The organism is Pseudomonas khavaziana (genome assembly GCF_019145205.1).
Taxonomy (GTDB): domain Bacteria; phylum Pseudomonadota; class Gammaproteobacteria; order Pseudomonadales; family Pseudomonadaceae; genus Aquipseudomonas; species Aquipseudomonas khavaziana.
The window spans coordinates 1-19,832 of sequence record NZ_JAHSTT010000013.1 but is presented as its reverse complement, the minus strand read 5'-3'; the positions used below and the strand labels follow the sequence as shown (position 1 = coordinate 19,832).

The following is a 19,832-nucleotide window of genomic DNA, read 5'->3' as shown; positions in this document are numbered from 1 at the left end:
TGTTCGCGTAAAGAAACTCGGTTTGGACGCGCGAAACCGGTAACCTATGCCGCTGATATTTTGTATTTCTTCGAGGTAGCACCCGTGTTTTCCCAATTCGCCCTGCACGAACGCCTGCTCAAAGCCGTGGCCGAGCTTAAATTTGTCGAGCCTACGCCTGTGCAAGCAGCGGCCATCCCGCTCGCGCTCCAGGGGCGTGACCTGCGGGTGACGGCTCAAACCGGCAGCGGCAAGACTGCTGCTTTTGTCTTGCCGATCCTGCACCGCCTGATCGGCCCGGCCAAAGTCCGTGTGAGCATCAAGACCTTGATCCTGCTGCCGACCCGCGAGTTGGCCCAGCAGACCTTGAAGGAAGTGGAGCGCTTTTCGCAGTTCACCTTCATCAAGTCCGGCCTGATCACCGGCGGCGAAGACTTCAAGGTCCAGGCCGCCATGCTGCGCAAGGTGCCGGACATCCTGATCGGCACCCCGGGGCGCATGATCGAGCAACTCAATGCCGGCAACCTTGATCTCAAGGAAGTCGAGGTGCTGGTGCTCGACGAAGCCGACCGCATGCTCGACATGGGCTTCGCCGATGACGTGCAGCGCCTGGTGGCCGAGTGCGTCAATCGCCAGCAGACCATGCTGTTCTCCGCCACTACTGGCGGTTCGACCCTGCGCGACATGGTCGCCAAGGTCCTGAACAACCCCGAGCACCTGCAGGTCAACAACGTCAGCGATCTCAACGCGACCACGCGCCAGCAGATCGTCACCGCCGACCACAACGTGCACAAAGAGCAGATCCTCAACTGGCTGTTGGCTAACGAGACCTATCAGAAGGCCATCGTGTTTACCAACACCCGGGCCGCGGCTGACCGCATCTACGGTCGCCTGGTGGCGCAGGACTACAAGGCGTTCGTGCTGCACGGCGAGAAAGACCAGAAGGACCGCAAGCTGGCCATCGACCGCCTCAAGGCTGGCGGCGTGAAGATCCTGGTCGCCACCGACGTCGCCGCCCGCGGCCTGGACGTGGACGGCCTGGACATGGTGATCAACTTTGACATGCCCCGCAGCGGTGACGAATACGTACACCGTATTGGCCGTACCGGGCGTGCCGGCAACGATGGCCTGGCCATCTCGCTGATCTGCCACGGCGACTGGAACCTGATGTCGAGCATCGAGCGCTACCTCAAGCAGTCGTTCGAGCGTCGCACCATCAAGGAAGTCAAAGGCACCTACACCGGGCCGAAGAAGGTCAAGGCGTCGGGCAAGGCGGTTGGCGTGAAGAAGAAAAAGACCGACGCCAAGGGTGACAAGAAAAAGGCCAGCGCCAAGTCGCCGACCAAGCGCAAGATCGCCAACCGGCCGAAGACCGACAACCTGTCGCTGGTCAGCAAGGACGGCATGGCGCCGCTCAAGCGCCGCAAGCCTGAAGCGCCGGCTGCCGAATAAGCAGATGGGCATAAAAAACCGGACGATGTCCGGTTTTTTTATGCTCAGTTTTTGGCCTTGGCCGCAGCTTCTTTCAGTTCCTTGAGCCGGGCATCAATCAACTGGCACTTGTCGGGAAATTCCGCGCTCTCAGTATCCAGATCCTTTTTCTGCAACTCGTCATTCATCTCCTTGGCCTTGGTTGGGTTCTGCTCGGTGAGCTTGGTCACTTCCTTGGCCAGCTCTTCGCGCTTGGCCGTGGCTTCGTCGAGCGTACAAGCCCAGGCGGGCAGGGCGGTAAGCAAGGTAGCGGCGATGGCGAGGTTTCTAAGGGTTTTCATGGTCGGACCTCCTTGGCGGTATAGGCAGTTGAGGCGGCGAACGTCTGGAAAGTTCAGAGAAATGACGCCCGTCTATCCTGTTGAACGGCCAGTGCCCGCACGTGTCACTACCTGTGACGGGCTAATTTTCCATCGGCCTGCAGGAGGAATCAGGATGACGACTTACAACTGGGATCTGATCGAACGTCTGCTGCATGAAGTGCAGAACGGCGAGGGCAGCTTTGCCCCGCGTAAATACGCCGAGCAGGAAGCCGCTGATAAAGCCACGGCTGGCGAGGACACCGGCAACCTGGATGCGCTGAAAAAGACTGCTGCGGACTACGAGGCGCTGCTGTTCAAGCGCGGGTTTATTGAGTCGCGCCCCGAAGAGGAAGGCGGCAATGGTGAAAACTTCATCTTGACTGAGCGGGGTGCTAGGCTATTGGCGTTGATCGACAGCTCGATTCCTGGCAATGAGCACCCCCGTCAAGTAATGGACGAGCAGGAGGACGCGCTGGATGAATCGACCTTCGATCAAGTCTCTTCTAAAGCTGCGATTGCCGGTGGCGCTATATAACCCCTGAACCCAATGTGGGCGGGAGCCATGCTCCCCTCTTTATTGCATGGGTATCTACACAACTCTGACGTAGCGCCGTCAGTAACCACGATGCGAAGCGAGCCGCTCTTGATCTTGATCTGCTTTTGATCTTAGGCGCCTCGTTAAACCACGCTGGCCGGAATTCGACATGGATTTGGGGGGTAAACCGGCAGGGATGCCGGTTTAGCCGCCCTGCGCCATGGATGGCGCGTGGCGGCGGCCCCCCAAATCCATGTCGGATTACGGGCACACCGAGCCGAAGCGAGGTGCCGAGTGGTGGGGCAAGAGCGTTTTGCTTACTTTTGCGCTGTTTGTTCAAAAGTGAGCCGCTGTAAGAGCGGAACCCATAGCAGCCGTTACCGCAGCAATGGATATGTACTCGGTCTGATCCAAGATCTTGGTCGGCCCTGAGTCAGCCATCGGGAGCAAGCCCCCCTCCCACATTTGCACCGCTCGGCATCAGTTGGATCGCCGTCGTCCACCAGGCCGTCGCGGAGCACGTTCAGGGCCACGCCAAAATTGTGTAGACCCATGCTCCCTATTGATTTGAGCCGGCCTTGAGGCATTTGAGCGCTTTGAAATCGCCCCGTACGCCGTCGATTTTTTGCTTCAGCTTCTGCCGCTGTTGCACCGTGCTCTCAGCCATCAGGTCCACGATCAGACTGCGCGCTGCTGCTTCGGTCTGGGCATAGGCAGCACGGTATTCAGGCGTCCATAGGCTCTCCCTGTCCACCAGCAAACGTTGCATCTTCTGCGGGAAGTCGGCGTCGTGGCGGTGCTCGACGGCCTCGATAAACTGCGCCTGCCAATGGGCGCGGTTGCCGATCCACGCGTGGTTCTGTTCACCCAGGGCGATAGACCAGGCCGTTACGCGGTTTTGCTGGCTGGCGCTCAGCGGGCCGATCCAGGCGTCCAGGCGCTTGCTCATGCGCTCGGCGCGTTCCTTGATCTGCTGGGCCAGCGGTGGCTTGAGGTATTCGTCTTGGCGTTTGCGCAGGTCCTTGGCAAGGGCCTCGCCCATGTCCTTGACCTGTTGATCATCCAGACCCTGCAGCAAATGCACGGCGGACGGAGTGATCTCCCGCGCGATTTCGGCAATCGCCTGCTTGGCTTCGGCGGTTCGGGTTTGCAGCGCAGCGTCAGTGATTTGGTTGCTGTCGACCATTTGCTGCAAGCGGTCCAGCCAGTCCAGGTAACCCGGCAATTGCGTGGTGCAATGCCAGGCCAGGTGTTCCTCGAGGGTGTCGTTGAACCAGCTCTTTTGCCCGGCGTTCATGTCCAGGTAGTCGTTGAGGGTCCAGGGGATGATCACGTCGAGATTACGGTAGGCCAGCCCCACGCGATTGCAGCCGGCGAGCACCAGGCTCAGGGTCAACAGTACCATCAGGAGTTTGAGCCGGCGCAACATGGGCGAGTCCTTGCACGGATGGGGTTAATGCATGTGAACCTGCGCAGGGTGCGGCAGTTCAGCCCATCAATAAAACGGCCGGACAGCCTTCAAGGTCAACAGGCCGTCACATTGCGAATTATGTCCGGAGTAGGCCGAGCAGTCACCGCCGCTGAGGCTGGAATCGCTGTAGATCAGATCCAGGTCAATGCCTTTCCACGCCCGGGAAAATTGCACCGACCAATCGCTGAAACTGCTGATGGCGCCGTTTTCCACCGAAACCGGTGTGCCCAGCTGGTGGGTGGTGTACTTCATGCTGACACCGATACCGAAAGGCTGGGTGCCGCCGAGGTCGGCAAACAGGGTGCTGTCCTGGCGATCTGGGTCATTGCTGAAAGACACGCCAAAGCGGTTGCCCAATAGGTTCAGGCCGCCATAGAACTCCTGGCTGTCGAGGGGGCTGACCTTGGGGTAGCTGTAGTGAATCAAGCCCACTTCATAGCCCAGGGTCTGGTCGAAAGGGCGTTTGAAACCCAGGTAGGAGTCGACTTCTAGATTGTTGGGTGAGGACAGGCCCATATTCGGCGAAAACTGGCCGAAATACAGGCCGCTGTCGTGGCTCAAGTCCAGGCCGCCATGGAACGAGTCGCTACCAGGCGAGGTCGGCTTGACCAGGCCCTGGGCCATACTCCGGCTGGGGGTGGTGCCCAATTTCAGGTCGAAGTCACCTAGTTCGCGCTGGAAAATCTGCGCTTCGGCCAATGGGCTGGCGACCAGAATACTGACCAGGAAAATACAGCGTTTAAGCATGCTTCACTCCATGAAAAGCGAGGAGCAGTAACGGATGGGTTCGAGCAGATGCCCGTGCTAGACGTGTGCAAGGATACCGGCGAATGCCAGGCGTTGAGACCCGTTCGTCGATTAGCTTGATATTGGATGCGGTGCGGGGATGTCTCGAACTCTAGTCCTAGCGCCTTGAGGGCAAGACGCTTAGGGACCAGATGCAGTGCGCAGGTATTACTTCTTGCCCAGGCTGATCTGCTTGGACGGGCCGAAAGTCTGGCCACTCACGCCCTTGGCAATCTGCTGGATTTCGCCACCGGACTTGAGGAACGCAGCAATCTGGCTGTTGATCGATTCGCTGGTTTCAACGGCGGGAGCTGGCTTTGCTTTGCTGTTGGATGCTTTTACGCGCATGGCGGCCACTAACCTGTAGAAAATTAACTTGGCCAGGCATCGTACAGGAAATACTTGACAATTGCTTGGCAAATATCCCCGGGGAATAAGTGCCAGGCTTGGAAATAACAGCAGTTAGTCGATGAAATAAAGCGCTAACTTACTGTTTTAGCTCGAAACCATTGGGCGGGCCGGGATTGATGACAGGGCAAAATTCAACCGATTGATCAGACGAGTGGAGCGTTGCCAGTGTAACGCCATGCCAGCCCGTGATTTTTCAGGCGTACGCGCGTGCAAGGCGCAACTCGGGTAGAATGCCGCCCACGCAATGAGGGTATTGGAAATGGCTTTAGTCGGGCGCTACAACAGCTTGCAAGTGGTCAAGCACACTAACTTCGGTTTGTACCTGGATGGTGCGCAAGATGGGGAAATCCTCTTGCCTAATCGGTATATCCCTAAAGATATTCCCAGTGAAGATGAAGACTGGCTTAACGTTTTCATTTATCTGGACAGCGATGACAAACTTATCGCCACCACCGAAAAACCCAAAGTTCAAGTCGGCGAATTTGCCAGTTTGAAAGTTGTGGAGGTCAACAGCATCGGTGTATTCCTCGATTGGGGGTTGCCAAAGGATCTGCTGCTGCCGTATTCGGAAGAAAAACGCCAATTGACCGCGGGTGAGTATTGCGTGGTGCACGTCTACCTTGACAAGCACACCAAGCGCATCACCGCCACCGCACGTCTTGACCGCTACCTGGACAAGACGCCAGCCAACTACCAAGTGGGCCAGGAAGTCGACCTGCTGGTGGCAGAAGCCACGGACATGGGCTTCAAGGCGATCATCAACAACAAGCACTGGGGCCTGATCCACAAGAACGAAGTGTTCAAGTTCCTGCGCCCGGGCAAGGAAGAAAAAGGTTTTATCAAGGAGATCCGCGCCGATGGCAACATCAGCCTGAGCCTGCAACCGGTTGGCCAGGAAGCGGCCTCCAGCCTGAACTCCAAGATCCTCGCCAAGTTGCGCGACAACAATGGCACCCTGCCGGTCAGCGATAAAAGCGATCCAGCCGTGATCAGCAACTTGTTCGGCGTGAGCAAGGGCAACTTCAAGAAGGCCATTGGTGCGCTCTACAAGCAGGGCCAGATTGTGATTCATGCCGATCGCATTGAACTAAGCTGATCGCGCCTGGCTCTTTGTAGGAGCGAGCTTATTGTGGCGAGGGAGCTTGCTCCCGCTCGACTGCGCAGCAGTCGCGAGCTTTTGGGGGCGCTTCGCACCCCAGCGCAAGCAAGCTTGCTCGCCACAATAAGCTCGCTCCTACAAAGGCTTGTGTCATGTCCAAGAGAACGCTCTTCGCCTACCTAGGCACCCTGCTCACCTTTCTCATCCTTGACGGCCTGTGGCTCGGCGTCCTGATGGGGCCCACCTACAAATCCCTGCTCGGCCCGCTGATGCTTGATCAGCCGCGCCTGTTGCCGGCGGTAGTGTTCTATCTCCTGTATGTGCTCGGTTGTGTGGTGCTGGTGATCTTGCCCAGCGCAAGCTGGCAACGCGCTGCGCGTTTGGGCGCCCTGCTTGGCCTGGTGGCCTATGGCACTTATGACCTGAGCAACTGGGCCACGCTTGAAGGCTGGTCAGCCGGGCTGGCGGTGATGGACATGGCGTGGGGCACCTGCCTAACGGCGATGTGCTGCACCGTCGGCCATCTGTGTGCACATCGGCTGCGTCGGTAGGGAGTGGTTGATCAACACTGAGCCCGCCAATAACAAACCGACACCGGCGATGACCAGCGCCGGTTGCAGGCCACCACTGAAGTGGCTGCTCACCGACGCCAGCAGCGGCCCGCTCAGTTGACCGATGGCAAAGCTGGCGGTCAACAGCCCGGTGCTGCGTTGGTAGCCGTGGGGCGCGACTTCCCGCAAGCGGGCCATCACCAATTGCATGCAGGCCAGGAACGGCGCACCGCACAGCAACACACCGAGCGCCAGGCCCCAGCTATTGCCAAGCAGGCAGGCAAACACGCCTGCTGCTTGCAGCCACAAGGTCGCCATCAGCCAGTGGCGGGTGGTGTGTGGGTCCTTGCGGCGCAGGCTTGCCACCGCCACACCCAGCGCGGCCGCCAGGCCAAAGCAGGGCCAGAACAGATCGGCCTGCCAGGCGCCTTTGAACTGTGCGCTGGCCATCTGTGAGAGAAAGGTCGCCGGGATGATGTAGCCCAGGCCGTATAAAAAGTAAATCCAGCACAGGTGCGCGATGCTGCCGTTATTACCTGCGCTGGTGGCCTGTGCAGGTGCGAGGGTCGGCTTGGGTAAAAACGCCAGGATCGCCAGCAGCATCAGCAACGCCACCACGCCGTAGATCAACCACAGCGTGGCAGAACTTTGCCCCCTGAGATTCGAGCCCAGCGCCAGCAAACCTGTCAGTAAGATCCCCAGTCCCGGCCCGGCAAAGATCAACGCGCCCAGGCGTGGTCTTCCGGCGGCAATCGCCAGCGGTTGGCTCAAACTGGTGATCATCACCAACACCCAGGCGCTTGCCACGCCGGTGCCGAAGCGCAACAGCAAGTGTGGCCAGAACCCGTTGGCCCAATACGACGCCAGGGTCAGCAATACGCAGAGCCATAGCCCGCCGTAGAGGCGCCCGCGTACATGCTGATGGCTGCGGGCAAAGATCGAGTCCACCGCGCCCACGAAGTAGCCCAGGTAGTTGGCGGCGGCGATCAGCCCGGCGCCGGTCAGGTCGATCTGACCTTCGCTGAGCAGATGTGGCATTTGCGGAGTGAGGGCGAAGCGGCCAATGCCCATGGCCATCATCAGGGCGATGAAGCTGGCGAGTAGACGAATCAGCGGTGACATGCTCAGGGTTCCTGCAAGAAAGCGAATGACTTGCAGGCTAAGACGGATTGACTTTCTGTAAAAATGAATAATAGTGAGCAACTTGTTCAGTTTTGGAGAAGGGTATGGAGTTCAGTCAATTGCGGATTTTCCAGGCGGTGGCGGAAGAGGGCTCCATTACCCGTGCGGCTGAGCGTCTGCACCGCGTGCCCTCGAACCTGTCGACTCGGCTCAAGCAAATGGAGGAACAGCTCGGCGTCGAGCTGTTCGTTCGCGAACGCCAGCGTTTGCAGCTTTCTCCTGCGGGCAAGGTGCTGCTGGACTACAGCACTCGGCTGCTGGCGCTGCATGACGAAGCCCACGGCGCCGTACAAGGCGGGCAACCGGCCGGTGACTTTGTGTTGGGTAGCATGTACAGCACCGCGGCAGTCCACTTGCCGAAACTGCTGGCGCGTTATCACAAGACTTATCCCATGGTGAACCTGCAGGTGCAGTCGGCACCCAGCGGGGAACTGTTGGAAGGTTTGATCACTGGGCGTCTGGACGCAGCTTTTGTGGACGGTCCGATGACGATCGCCAGCTTGGATGGCGTGCCTTTATGCGAAGAGCGTCTGGTACTGATTTGCGAGGCTGATCACCCGCCGGTGCGCGGTCCACAGGACGTGGCTGGCCGTTCGGTGTTCACTTTTCGACGCAGCTGCGCCTACCGCACCCGCTTGGAAACCTGGTTTTCCCATGATCGCGTCGCCATGGGGCGGGCGATCGAGATCGAGTCCTACCAAGGCATGCTCGCTTGCGTGATCGCCGGTTCCGGAGTGGCGTTGATGTCCGAATCCATGCTCGACAGCTTGCCAGGCAAGGACAGCGTGTCCGTTCATCCGCTGACTGGGCCTTTTGCCACTGCAACCACCTGGCTGATGTGGCGAAAGGGTATGCTCGGATCTAACCTCAATGCATGGATCGACCTGCAGCAAGAGGCTAGGGCCGAGTTTTTGCTAGACACCCGTGCGATTGCTTGAACGATCCGTCAGGATTCGGATCAATCCAGTAATAGTTCGTTGTGGTTTCGTTCAAGCAATACCTAGGACTTAGGGCTACTATCACTGTAGGAAACGGCGACAGAACTCACGCCGACCAGCACTACCCTCAAAGGGGGCAACCATGAAAGAGAAAATCCAGAACTGGCTCCATGATCTTGGCGTTGCGCTGGGCTTGATCGAGCCACCGCTGCAACCGGTGCCGATCCGTACGGATGACGAACAGCGTCGGCCACGTCGCCGCTAATTACTCGCTCTCGCACTTGTTCGTTCAAGGCGAAAAAAACGGGCGCGACCTCCGACGTCGCGCCCGCTGAAGAAACTCGCTAAATCCTTTTATAGCTCAAACCGTCCGAGCCGCCACTGTATCCGGTCGGCGCGACACTAAGCTCACCAGCACAAAACTCACCAGCGCGACCGCCAGGCTGTAGTAAATCGGCGTGTTTGCGGCCAGCCCATCCTTGAACATAAACACCAGTGCGGTCACAAAACCCAGGGTCATGGACGTGATCGCCCCGCAGGTCGTCGCACGTCTCCAGAAGATCGCGCCAATCAAGGGTACCAACATACCGCCTACCAGCAGGTTATAGGCCAGTGTCAGGGCGCTGATCACATCGTTCACCACCAGGGCGATACCCAGTACGGCGACGCCGGTCAGCAGGGTGAACAAGCGGTTGATGCGCAAGCTTGATTGCTTGCCACCGCGCAGCCGTGGCAGCAGGTCTTCGGTCAGTACGGTGGAGGCGGCGAGCAAGCCTGCGCTGGCGGTGGACATCATCGCGGCCAGTGCGGCGGCGATGACCAGGCCACGGATGCCATCCGGCAACGAAGCTTTGACGATGGCGGCGAAGGCATTGTTGACGTTGTCCAAGTCCGGGATCAGCACATGGGCGGCCATGCCGATCAGCGCGCAGGCCAGGCCGTAGAGGATGCAGTAGAAACCTGCGAACGTGCCGGCGTATTGGGCGACCTTTTCATCACGGGCAGTGAACACCCGCTGCCAGATATCCTGGCCGATCAGGATGCCGAAGAAGTAGATCATGAAGTAGGTGATGATCGTGTCCCAGCCGATGGCGGTGAAGCTGAAGCTCGACGCTGGCAGCTTGGCCACCAGTTCATCCCAGCCGCCGACGCGGTACAGGCAGATCGGCAGCAGGATGAACATCAGGCCGACGGTCTTGATCACGAATTGCATGATATCGGTGAGGGTCAGCGACCACATGCCGCCGATGGTCGAATACACCACCACCACCCCACCACCTACCAGTACCGACATCCAGAACGGCAGGTCGAACAGCACTTGCAGCACAGTGCCGATGGCCAGGATCGAAGTCACCCCGATCATCAGCGCGTAGGCCAGCATGATCACCGCACTGGCCTGGCGCGCCATGGGGTTGTAGCGTTTTTCCAGGACCTGGGTGACGGTGAATATCTTCAACTTCAACAGCGGCTTGGCCAGGAACAGGTTCAGCGCAATGATCCCCGTACCCAGCGCGGCGCATAGCCAGAAACCGGAAATGCCGTGCACGTAGCCCAGGCGCACAGTGCCGACGGTGGACGCGCCGCCCAATACCGTGGCGGCCATGGTACCCATGTACAGCGACGGGCCGAGGTTACGACCGGCCACCAAGTAGTCTTCGTGGGTTTTAGCACGGCGCATGCCGTAATAGCCGAGCACGAGCATGCCGGCGGCGTAGAGGAGTACGACGAATAAATCCAAAGCCATGGCGGTGATTCTCCGATTATATTTTTTATGGTCGATCAGGCGGCAGCCGGCTCCGTAAACACGCGAGCGAAAGTCAGGAATCTCGAGGAGGGGGCTCTACGACCCCCTTGGTTGTCAGTGTGTAAAGACGATTCTTGTTATTTTTATACCCCGTGTGCGCTCATCAGCGATGCGCCACGCCCGGCAGTACGCAAAGCATCTCGTACAGCAGGTTGGCGCCGAGCAGCGAGGTGTTGCCGGTGGTGTCGTAGGGCGGCGAAACCTCTACCAGGTCGCAACCAATCAGGTCGAGGCCCTGGCAACCGCGGATGATCTCGATGGCCTGGATGGTGGTCAGCCCGCCGATTTCCGGGGTGCCCGTGCCGGGCGCCCAGGCGGGGTCGATGCCGTCGATGTCGAAGCTCAGGTACACCGGGCCGCCGCCGACTTTCTCGCGTACTTCGGCCATCAACGGCGCGAGGGAGTGATGCCAGCATTCTTCGGCCTGTACCACGCGAAAGCCCTGTTTGCGACTCCAGTTGAAGTCTTCGGCGGTGTAGCCCTGGGCACGCAGGCCGATCTGCACCACGCGGTCGCAATCGAGCAAGCCTTCTTCCACGGCACGGCGGAAGGTGGTGCCGTGGGCGATTTTCTCGCCGAACATATGGTCGTTGACGTCGGCGTGGGCGTCGATGTGCACCAGCCCGACCTTGCCGTGTTTCTTGTGGATCGCCCGCAGGATCGGCAGGGTGATGGTGTGGTCGCCGCCCAGGGTCAGGGGGATCACATCGTGCTCAAGGATTTCATCGTAGGCCTCTTCGATGATGCGCACGGCGTCGAGCAGGTTGAAGGTGTTGATCGCCACGTCGCCGATATCGGCCACCGACAGCGAGTCGAACGGTGCAGCGCCGGTGGCCATGTTGTACGGGCGGATCATCACCGACTCGGCACGGATCTCCCGTGGGCCGAAACGCGTGCCGGCGCGCAATGAGGTGCCGATATCCAGGGGCACGCCAATAAAGGCGGCGTCCAGGCCCTTGGCCGTTTGCAGGTGAGGAAGACGCATCATGGTGGCGATGCCGGCGAAGCGCGGCATTTCGTTGCCGCCCAGTGGTTGGTGGAAAATCTTGTCCACGGGATTGCCTCATCGTTGTTTTGTTTATTAGTGGCCGATTCTGCGAAAAGCCTGGCGTAGGAAGAATCGGCTGGGGCAAATACTTAGTTCAGATTTTTCTAAACTAATGACTGAGGTAAACTTCCTGATCCTGTAGGAGCGGGCTTGCTCGCGAAAAACGTCAGCGATGATGCGGGCGTCCAGATGTACGCGGCGTCCTCAGGTTTTTGCGAGCAAGCTCGCTCCTACAGTTAGTTAAAGTTTGTGGAGACCCTATGGCCAACGCCTTGCCCGACTTGAAACTGCTGCGCATCTTCGTCAGCGTCGTGCGCCAGCAGGGTTTCGCCAATGCCCAGCACGAACTCAACCTGTCCACGTCGGCCATCAGCACCTATATGAGCCAGCTGGAATCAGCCTTGGGCCTGGTGCTGTGCCATCGTGGTCGCGGTGGTTTCAGCCTGACCAGCAAGGGCGAGCTGTTTCATCAGGAAACCCTGCGCCTGCTGGGCGAACTGGAAGGCTTCGAACAATACGCCGCGGCGTTGAAAGGCGAGCTGCGCGGTACCCTCAAGCTCGGCGTGCTCGACTCCACCGTCAGCGACAAGGCCTTGCCCTTCGCCGAGGTGATCGGCGCCTACAGCCTGGAGCACCCGGCAGTGCACCTGCACCTGTCGGTGATGAGCCCCTATGAACTGCAATTGGGTGTACAGGACAACCGCCTGGACCTGGCCATCGGCGCGTTTTCCAATCGCATGAGCGGACTGGTCTACATGCCGCTGTACCGTGAACAGCACTGGCTGTATTGCAGCACCCGGCATCCGCTGTTCAATGAGCGGCGTATCCCGGAACAAGTGATCACCCAGCAGCGCATGGTCGGCCGTGGCTATTGGAGCCAGGCCGAGCTGGCGCGCCATGGTTTCAAGCACAGTGCCGCGACGGTGGAAAGTATGGAGGCTCAACTGATCCTGGTGCTGTCCGGCGCCTACATCGGCTACCTGCCCGAGCACTACGCCCAGGCGTGGGCCGACAAGGGCGACCTGCGTGTATTGCTGCCCGCCACGTTCGGCTACCAGGCACCGTTTTCGATGATCATGCGCCGTGGTCGCAGCCGTGAACCGCTGATCCAGACTTTCCGCGACTTGCTCAAGACCCAGCTCAACCAGGCCTGAAAACACATGTCCAGACCCCAATGCCCGCGGTGCCTGCGGCCAACCACTCACTGCCTCTGTGCGCTGATCCCCCACCTCGACAGCCGTACCCGCGTGTTGCTGTTGCAGCATCCGAGCGAGGTCAACCATGCGCTCAATACCGCACGGTTGGCGGCGTTGGGCTTGAATAATGCGCAGTTGCTGGTGGGCGAGGTGTTCGATGACCTGGCGACGTTATTGAGCGCGCCTGGGTATCAGGCGCGGCTGTTGTTTCCTGCCGATGATGCCCAGCCGTTGCAAGCCTATGCGCCCGATGACCAGCCGCTGTTGCTGGTGGTGCCCGATGGCACCTGGCGCAAGGCACGCAAACTGTTGCACCTCAACCCGTTGCTGGCGGCGTTGCCCCGGGTGACATTGGCCAACGGCGGCGTCTCCCGGTATCGCTTGCGCAAGGCGCCGGGGCCTGGGGCCTTGTCGACGGTGGAAGCGATCGTGCAAGCGCTGCAGGTACTGGAAGTGCCGGTATCGTTCGAGCCGCTGCTCAAACCCTTTGAAGCATTGATTGAGGGGCAGATTGCGGCGATGGGGGAAGAAATTTTCCGGAGAAATCATGGCGGCGGACGGCAGGAGTAGCAGGTTTATCGAGGCGCGACCATCGGGAGCAAGCCCCCTCCCACATTCGACCGCATTCTCATGATGGAATGCGATCAACTGTGGGAGGGGGCTTGCTCCCGATGGCGTCCGAACAGTCGCCAATTTGTTTGCTTATTCCTATAAGCCATAAGCACCACACTTTGCGTGATATGGCCCGCCGGCCTTTCCCGGTATGATGTTCGCCCCCGCAGTCTGGATTGCGAATACGCCATGACCTTGCAGTACCCAACAATCGCCGATTGCGTCGGCAACACGCCCCTGGTCCGCTTGCAACGCATGGCGGGTGAAACCAGCAATACCCTGTTGCTCAAGCTTGAAGGGAACAACCCGGCCGGCTCGGTCAAGGACCGCCCGGCGCTGTCGATGATCGCCCGCGCCGAGCTGCGTGGGCAGATCAAGCCCGGCGACACCCTGATCGAAGCCACCTCCGGCAACACCGGGATCGCCCTGGCCATGGCCGCCGCGATCAAGGGCTACAAAATGGTGCTGATCATGCCCGACAACGGCAGTGCCGAGCGCAAGGCAGCGATGACCGCCTATGGCGCCCAGCTTATTCTGGTGAGCCAGGAAGAAGGCATGGAAGGTGCCCGTGACCTCGCTGAGCGCATGGCCGCCGAAGGCCGTGGCGTGGTATTGGACCAGTTCGCCAACGGTGACAATCCCGAGGCGCACTACACCAGTACCGGTCCGGAAATCTGGCGCCAGACCCAGGGCACCATCACCCACTTCGTCAGCTCCATGGGCACCACCGGTACCATCATGGGCAACTCGCGCTACCTCAAGGAGCAAAACCCGGCGATCCAGATCGTTGGCCTGCAACCGATGGAAGGCGCGGCCATCCCGGGCATCCGCCGCTGGCCCGAAGAGTACTTGCCGAAGATCTACAACGCTACGCGGGTGGACCGCATCATCGATATGGCCCAGCGTGAAGCCGAAGACACCACACGCCGGCTGGCCCGTGAAGAGGGCATCTTCTGTGGCGTGTCCTCCGGTGGTGCCGTGGCCGGTATGTTGCGCTTGTCCAAAGAGGTGGAAAACGCGGTGATCGTCGCGATCATCTGTGACCGAGGCGACCGCTACCTGTCGACCGGCATTTTCGACGAACCCAACTGATGGCCAAGCACGAGAGAGGCCTGCGCTTTCAACCGACGGGCGGCAGCCGGGCCCCGCAGATCCCCGTGGGCAAGAAGCAACGCCTGACCATCGAGCGCCTGGCCAACGATGGCCGGGGCATTGTGTTCCTTGAAGGCCGTACCTGGTTCGTGAATGGTGCGCTGGCCGGCGAAGAAGTCGAAGCGCGGGTGTTGGGCACCCACGGCAAAGTGGTCGAAGCCCGCACCGAGCGGGTGTTCAAGGCCAGCGAACTGCGTCGCCCGGCACCTTGCATCCATGTCGGCCGTTGTGGTGGCTGCAGTGTGCAGCACCTGCCCCACGATGAGCAGCTTGCCCTGAAACAGCGCATGCTCGCCGAGCAACTGTCCCGGGTAGCGGGTATCGAACCGCAAGAGTGGGCACCGCCTTTGAGCGGGCCGGAGTTCGGCTATCGGCGCCGTGCCCGCGTGGCGGTACGCTGGGATGCCAAGGCGAAAAAACTCGAAGTGGGTTTTCGCGCCGTGGCCAGCCAGGACATCGTCGCCATCGATGATTGCCCCGTGCTGGTACAGGCCTTGCAACCGATCATGCAGCGTTTGCCGAACATGCTGCGACGTCTGGGCAAACCTCAGTCACTGGGGCATGTGGAGCTGTTCAGCGGTTCGTCCATCGCTGTATTGCTGCGGCATATGGCGCCGTTGTCGGAAGCAGACCTGCTGATCCTGAAAGAATTCTGCATCTTCCATGAGGCCCAACTGTGGCTGCATGGCGAGGGGCAACCGGAACCTGTCGAGGCTGGCCAACCCCTGGGCTTTCGCTTGGATGCCTGGGACTTGGAACTGGCTTACCGGCCTGGAGACTTCGTGCAAGTCAACGCCGGGGTCAACCAGGCGATGGTTGCCCAGGCCCTGGAATGGTTGGCGCCCCAGGCCGACGAACGGGTATTGGACCTGTTTTGCGGCTTGGGCAACTTTGCCTTGCCACTGGCTCGCCAAGCACGCGAAGTGGTGGCTGTGGAGGGCGTCCAGGCCATGGTGGACCGCGCCGCACTCAACGCTGCGAGCAACAATGTGCATAACGCACAGTTCTATCAGGCGGATTTGTCCCAGCCTTTGACAGACGCGGAATGGGCCAAACAGGGCTTTTCTGCGGTACTCTTGGACCCACCCCGCGATGGTGCCCTGGAGGTTGTGCGCAAGCTCGCCACCCTGGGGGCCAAGCGCCTGGTGTATGTGTCCTGCAACCCGGCCACGCTGGCGCGGGACACGGTTGAGTTGGTCAAGCAAGGCTACCGGCTAAAGCGTGCCGGGATCCTCGACATGTTTCCGCAGACCGCGCATGTCGAGGCCATGGCGTTATTTGAAGCGGGCTAGGATGCCCGTTTAATCCGACTGGCCTGCATTCTCCAAGGCCCTGATCCGCCAGGGAGTCTGCTGCAAAAGGTCAGCGATGATTCATTGGCGCACTGAAGGTGCGTCGTAGGGAAGGTAAGCAAGATGGTACAGGTGAGAGCACACCAGCCGATCAACACCGACGGCAGTATCAATCTCGAGGCATGGCTGGATCATGCCGTCAGTGTCGACCCGGCACTGGACCGTGAAGCCTTGAAAGCAGCCTGCGAGTTCGCTCGTGAGTCTGAGCAGCAAGACAATGCGGCCAAGAACCTGTGGGCCGAAGGCACTTCAAGCTTTCGCACCGGGTTGGAAATCGCCGAGATCCTGGCCGATCTCAAGCTCGACCAGGATTCGCTGATCGCCGCCGTGCTCTATCGCGGCGTGCGTGAAGGGCATATTCCGTTGGCAACCGTTGGCCAGCGCTTCGGCTCAGTGGTGGCCAAGCTGATCGACGGCGTGCTGCGCATGGCGGCCATCAGTGCCAGCCTCAGCCCGCGCCAGTCGATGGTGCTGGGCACCCAGGGCCAGGTGGAAAACCTGCGCAAGATGCTGGTGGCGATGGTCGACGACGTACGCGTCGCTCTGATCAAACTGGCCGAGCGTACCTGTGCGATCCGTGCGGTAAAGACTGCCGACGACGAGAAGCGCAACCGCGTCGCCCGCGAAGTCTTCGACATCTATGCACCGCTGGCCCACCGCCTGGGTATCGGCCATATCAAGTGGGAGCTGGAGGATCTGTCCTTCCGCTACCTGGAACCTGACCAATACAAACAGATTGCCACGCTGCTGCACGAGCGGCGCCTGGACCGCGAGCGCTTTATCAGCGACGTGATGGGCCAGCTGCGTTCCGAGTTGCAGGCCACCGGCGTGGACGCCGACATCAGCGGCCGCGCCAAGCACATCTATTCCATCTGGCGCAAAATGCAGCGCAAAGGCCTGGCTTTCAGCCAGATCTACGACGTGCGCGCCGTGCGCGTGCTGGTGCCGGAAATGCGCGATTGCTACACCGCGCTGGGTATCGTCCACACCCTGTGGCGCCATATCCCCAAGGAATTCGACGACTACATCGCCAACCCCAAGGAAAACGGCTATCGCTCGCTGCACACCGCGGTAATCGGCCCCGAGGGCAAGGTGCTGGAAGTGCAGATCCGCACCCACGCCATGCACGAAGAGGCCGAGCTGGGCGTGTGCGCACACTGGCGCTACAAGGGTACCGACGTCAAAGCCGGGTCCAACCAGTACGAAGAGAAAATCTCCTGGCTGCGCCAGGTGCTGGAATGGCACGAAGAACTTGGCGACATCGGCGGCCTGGCCGATCAACTGCGCGTGGATATCGAGCCGGACCGGGTCTATATCTTTACCCCTGACGGCCATGCCATCGATTTGCCCAAGGGCGCCACGCCGCTGGACTTCGCCTACCGCGTGCACACCGAAATCGGCCATAACTGCCGCGGCGCCAAGATCAACGGGCGCATCGTACCGCTCAACTACAGCCTGCAAACCGGTGAACAGGTCGAGATCATCACCAGCAAGCACGGCACGCCGAGCCGCGACTGGTTGAACCCGAACCTGGGCTACATCACCACCTCGAGGGCGCGGGCGAAAATCGTCCACTGGTTCAAGCTGCAGGCACGCGACCAGAACGTCGCTGCCGGCAAGACCCTGATCGAACGCGAGCTGGCGCGCCTGGGCCTGCCCCAGGTGGACTTTGACAAGCTGGCCGAAAAGGCCAACATGAAGATCGCCGAAGACATGTTCGCTGCCCTCGGTGCCGGCGACCTGCGTCTGGCGCAACTGGTCAACCTGGCTCAGCAACTGGTCGAGCCGGAGCGCGGCAACGAACAGCTGGAACTCATCCCACGCAAGGCCACCGGTTACAAGCCGGGCAAGCGTGGTGATATCCAGATCCAGGGCGTGGGCAACCTGATGACGCAAATGGCCGGCTGCTGCCAGCCGCTGCCGGGCGACGCCATTGTCGGCTACATCACCCAGGGCCGTGGCGTGAGCATTCACCGCCAGGATTGCGCCTCGGTGCTGCAACTGGGCGGGCGCGAGCCGGAGCGGATCATTCAGGTCAGCTGGGGCCCGGTGCCGGTGCTCACCTACCCGGTGGACATCATCATTCGTGCCTACGACCGTTCCGGTTTGCTGCGGGACGTCTCGCAAGTGCTGCTTAACGAGCGGATCAACGTGCTGGCGGTCAATACCCGTTCGAATAAGGAGGACAACACGGCGTTGATGTCCCTGACCATCGAGATTCCTGGGTTGGATGCGCTGGGGCGTTTGCTCGGGCGGATTTCCCAGTTGCCGAACATCATCGAGACGCGGCGTAACCGTACCCCATGAGTAACTGGGTGAACGCCGTTTAAAGTGTGGGAGGGGGCTTGCTCCCGATAGCTGCCTATCAGTTGATACATCTGGTGACTGAAACACCGCTATCGGGAGCGAGCCCCCTCCCACATTGGATCTTCAGTGGAAAGAGATTGATGTATTCACTAGATGACCTGCTGCACCTGATGAACCGCCTGCGCGACCCGCAATACGGGTGTCCGTGGGATATCAAGCAAACCTACGCAACAATCGTCCCGCATACCCTCGAAGAAGCCTACGAAGTGGCTGACGCCATCGAGCGTGGCGATTTCGATCACCTGCAAGGCGAGTTGGGCGACCTGTTGTTCCAGGTGGTGTATTACAGCCAACTGGCCCGGGAAGAAGGGCGCTTCGAATTTGCCGGCGTGGTTGATAGCATCACGCGCAAGCTGATTCGACGCCATCCTCATGTGTTTCCCACCGGCGACCTGTATGCACCGCTGGATATTCCGCAATTGAGCGAAGAACAGGTCAAGGAGCGCTGGGAGCAGATCAAGGCCGAGGAGCGTGCGGAAAAATCCGATGCACCCGAGCAACTTTCCCTTCTGGATGATGTGCCAACGGCCTTGCCTTCACTGTCCCGTGCGGCCAAATTGCAAAAGCGCGCCAGCCAGGTCGGTTTCGACTGGCCAGCCGCCTTGCCGGTGGTAGACAACGTGCGTGAAGAGTTGGATGAAGTGCTCGAAGCCATGGCCGATAACGATCCGCAGGCCATTGCCGATGAAGTCGGTGACCTGCTGTTTGCCGCCGTCAACCTGGCCCGTCACCTCAAGGTCGACCCGGAAACCGCGTTGCGCGGCGCCAATGCCAAGTTCGAGCGACGTTTCCGTTTTATCGAACAGGCATTGCGCGATGCACACCAACCCATAGAAGATTGCACCCTCGAAGCGTTGGACGCCCTGTGGGGCGAAGCAAAACGCCAGGAAAAGAATGTGTCCAGCTGCGGTTGAGCAGTTGCCTAAGTGAGTAAGCACCATGAGCCTTTCCCTTCGCGACCAGTTGCTCAAAGCAGGTCTGGTCAACCAAAAGCAGGCCAAGCAGGTCGGCAAAGAGAAACAGAAGCAGCAGCGCCTGGTCCACAAGGGTCAGGCCGAAGTCGATGACACCCAGGCACGCCTGGCCGCCGAGGCCCACGCCGAGAAGGTCAAGCGGGACCAGGAACTGAACCGTCAGCAACAGGAAAAAGCCGAGGCCAAGGCCCGTACTGCGCAGGTCAAGCAACTGATCGAGACCTCGCGCCTGCCTAAGCTGACTACCGAGGACTACTACAACTTCGTGGATGACAAGAAGGTCAAGCGCCTGTCGGTCAACACGTTGATGCGCAACAAGCTGAGCAACGGCTCCCTGGCCATCGTGCACCACGGTGGCGGCTACGAGGTGATCCCACGGGAAGCGGCGCTGAAGATCCAGGAGCGCGCGCCTGAGCGTATCGTGCAGCTCAATATCCTGACTGAAAGCCAGGTGCCGGATGAGGATGATCCGTACGCCGCCTACCAGATCCCGGATGATCTGATGTGGTAAGGCTGTAGAAACGACAAACCCCGCCAAAAGGCGTAATGCTGTTCAGTTAAGGCATTTTGTAGGAGCGAGCT

At 60.0% G+C, this 19,832-nt stretch carries 20 protein-coding genes; 13 read left to right on the top strand and 7 right to left on the bottom strand.

Translation table 11 applies throughout. The features are described from left to right. Positions 1–84 precede the first annotated feature (84 nt). Positions 85–1,431, top strand: a complete 1,347-nt coding sequence (locus tag KVH01_RS24070; RefSeq protein ID WP_217883169.1) for a DEAD/DEAH box helicase — start codon at positions 85–87, stop codon at positions 1,429–1,431. Between the two features lie 44 nt (positions 1,432–1,475). Here KVH01_RS24070 and KVH01_RS24065 read toward each other — a convergent pair whose 3' ends face one another. Beyond that, positions 1,476–1,751, bottom strand: coding sequence for a hypothetical protein (locus tag KVH01_RS24065; RefSeq protein ID WP_217883168.1), 276 nt, complete (start codon positions 1,749–1,751; stop codon positions 1,476–1,478). 154 nt (positions 1,752–1,905) lie between these two features. Here KVH01_RS24065 and KVH01_RS24060 point away from each other — a divergent pair, with 154 nt between their 5' ends. After that, on the top strand, positions 1,906–2,307 hold the full coding sequence (locus KVH01_RS24060; RefSeq protein WP_217883167.1) for a transcriptional regulator: 402 nt from the start codon (positions 1,906–1,908) through the stop codon (positions 2,305–2,307). Between the two features lie 559 nt (positions 2,308–2,866). Here the strand turns inward: KVH01_RS24060 and KVH01_RS24055 are convergent. The 3 genes from KVH01_RS24055 to KVH01_RS24045 form a co-directional block, all read right to left on the bottom strand. Next, positions 2,867–3,736: a DUF6279 family lipoprotein gene (locus KVH01_RS24055; protein WP_217883166.1), complete on the bottom strand. Its 870-nt coding sequence runs from the start codon at positions 3,734–3,736 to the stop codon at positions 2,867–2,869. Positions 3,737–3,802: 66 nt separating this feature from the next. Further along, the gene (locus KVH01_RS24050) at positions 3,803–4,525 is read right to left on the bottom strand and encodes a TorF family putative porin (RefSeq protein WP_043048948.1); all 723 of its coding nucleotides are present in this window, start codon (positions 4,523–4,525) and stop codon (positions 3,803–3,805) included. Positions 4,526–4,732: 207 nt separating this feature from the next. Next, positions 4,733–4,912 (bottom strand): hypothetical protein, encoded by a 180-nt coding sequence (locus KVH01_RS24045; protein ID WP_003193095.1) that lies wholly within the window; start codon positions 4,910–4,912, stop codon positions 4,733–4,735. A 322-nt stretch (positions 4,913–5,234) separates the two neighbouring features. Here KVH01_RS24045 and KVH01_RS24040 point away from each other — a divergent pair, with 322 nt between their 5' ends. Both KVH01_RS24040 and KVH01_RS24035 read left to right on the top strand, forming a co-directional pair. Next, on the top strand, positions 5,235–6,071 hold the full coding sequence (locus tag KVH01_RS24040) for a CvfB family protein (RefSeq protein WP_019820451.1): 837 nt from the start codon (positions 5,235–5,237) through the stop codon (positions 6,069–6,071). 155 nt (positions 6,072–6,226) lie between these two features. Next, positions 6,227–6,625 carry a DUF2177 family protein gene (locus KVH01_RS24035; protein WP_217883165.1) on the top strand — a complete coding sequence of 133 codons (399 nt, stop codon included), beginning with the start codon at positions 6,227–6,229 and terminating at the stop codon, positions 6,623–6,625. Here the strand turns inward: KVH01_RS24035 and KVH01_RS24030 are convergent. After that, the gene (locus KVH01_RS24030; protein WP_217883164.1) at positions 6,569–7,747 is read right to left on the bottom strand and encodes a YbfB/YjiJ family MFS transporter; all 1,179 of its coding nucleotides are present in this window, start codon (positions 7,745–7,747) and stop codon (positions 6,569–6,571) included. The genes KVH01_RS24035 and KVH01_RS24030 overlap by 57 nt on opposite strands. A gap of 104 nt (positions 7,748–7,851) precedes the next feature. Here KVH01_RS24030 and ptrR point away from each other — a divergent pair, with 104 nt between their 5' ends. Together ptrR and KVH01_RS30355 are read left to right on the top strand one after the other, a co-directional pair. Beyond that, entirely contained in the window at positions 7,852–8,745 is an 894-nt protein-coding gene (gene ptrR / locus KVH01_RS24025) for a putrescine utilization regulator PtrR (protein ID WP_217883163.1), read from the top strand. Positions 8,746–8,887: 142 nt separating this feature from the next. Beyond that, positions 8,888–9,010 carry a PA1414 family protein gene (locus KVH01_RS30355; RefSeq protein WP_003193089.1) on the top strand — a complete coding sequence of 41 codons (123 nt, stop codon included), beginning with the start codon at positions 8,888–8,890 and terminating at the stop codon, positions 9,008–9,010. A 96-nt stretch (positions 9,011–9,106) separates the two neighbouring features. Here KVH01_RS30355 and KVH01_RS24020 read toward each other — a convergent pair whose 3' ends face one another. After that, entirely contained in the window at positions 9,107–10,489 is a 1,383-nt protein-coding gene (locus KVH01_RS24020) for a sodium:solute symporter (RefSeq protein WP_217883162.1), read from the bottom strand. Between the two features lie 163 nt (positions 10,490–10,652). Next, a complete protein-coding gene (speB, locus tag KVH01_RS24015) occupies positions 10,653–11,603 on the bottom strand; it encodes an agmatinase (RefSeq protein WP_021490873.1) in 951 nt (316 codons plus the stop codon). Positions 11,604–11,857: 254 nt separating this feature from the next. On the opposite strand from speB, the gene KVH01_RS24010 reads away from it, so the two are divergent. The 7 genes from KVH01_RS24010 to KVH01_RS23980 all read left to right on the top strand — a co-directional run bounded on the left by KVH01_RS24010 (position 11,858) and on the right by KVH01_RS23980 (position 19,761). Beyond that, on the top strand, positions 11,858–12,751 hold the full coding sequence (locus KVH01_RS24010) for a LysR family transcriptional regulator (protein ID WP_217883161.1): 894 nt from the start codon (positions 11,858–11,860) through the stop codon (positions 12,749–12,751). A gap of 6 nt (positions 12,752–12,757) precedes the next feature. After that, positions 12,758–13,363: a tRNA-uridine aminocarboxypropyltransferase gene (locus KVH01_RS24005; RefSeq protein WP_217883160.1), complete on the top strand. Its 606-nt coding sequence runs from the start codon at positions 12,758–12,760 to the stop codon at positions 13,361–13,363. 231 nt (positions 13,364–13,594) lie between these two features. After that, positions 13,595–14,497: a cysteine synthase CysM gene (cysM, locus tag KVH01_RS24000; protein WP_005790197.1), complete on the top strand. Its 903-nt coding sequence runs from the start codon at positions 13,595–13,597 to the stop codon at positions 14,495–14,497. Beyond that, entirely contained in the window at positions 14,497–15,849 is a 1,353-nt protein-coding gene (rlmD, locus tag KVH01_RS23995) for a 23S rRNA (uracil(1939)-C(5))-methyltransferase RlmD (RefSeq protein WP_217883159.1), read from the top strand. Before cysM ends, rlmD begins: the two co-directional genes overlap by 1 nt. A gap of 123 nt (positions 15,850–15,972) precedes the next feature. Then, a complete protein-coding gene (gene relA, locus KVH01_RS23990) occupies positions 15,973–18,216 on the top strand; it encodes a GTP diphosphokinase (protein ID WP_217883158.1) in 2,244 nt (747 codons plus the stop codon). Positions 18,217–18,356: 140 nt separating this feature from the next. Further along, the gene (gene mazG, locus KVH01_RS23985) at positions 18,357–19,190 is read left to right on the top strand and encodes a nucleoside triphosphate pyrophosphohydrolase (protein WP_043048936.1); all 834 of its coding nucleotides are present in this window, start codon (positions 18,357–18,359) and stop codon (positions 19,188–19,190) included. Between the two features lie 25 nt (positions 19,191–19,215). Further along, positions 19,216–19,761 (top strand): DUF2058 domain-containing protein, encoded by a 546-nt coding sequence (locus KVH01_RS23980; protein ID WP_014719402.1) that lies wholly within the window; start codon positions 19,216–19,218, stop codon positions 19,759–19,761. Positions 19,762–19,832: the final 71 nt, after the last annotated feature.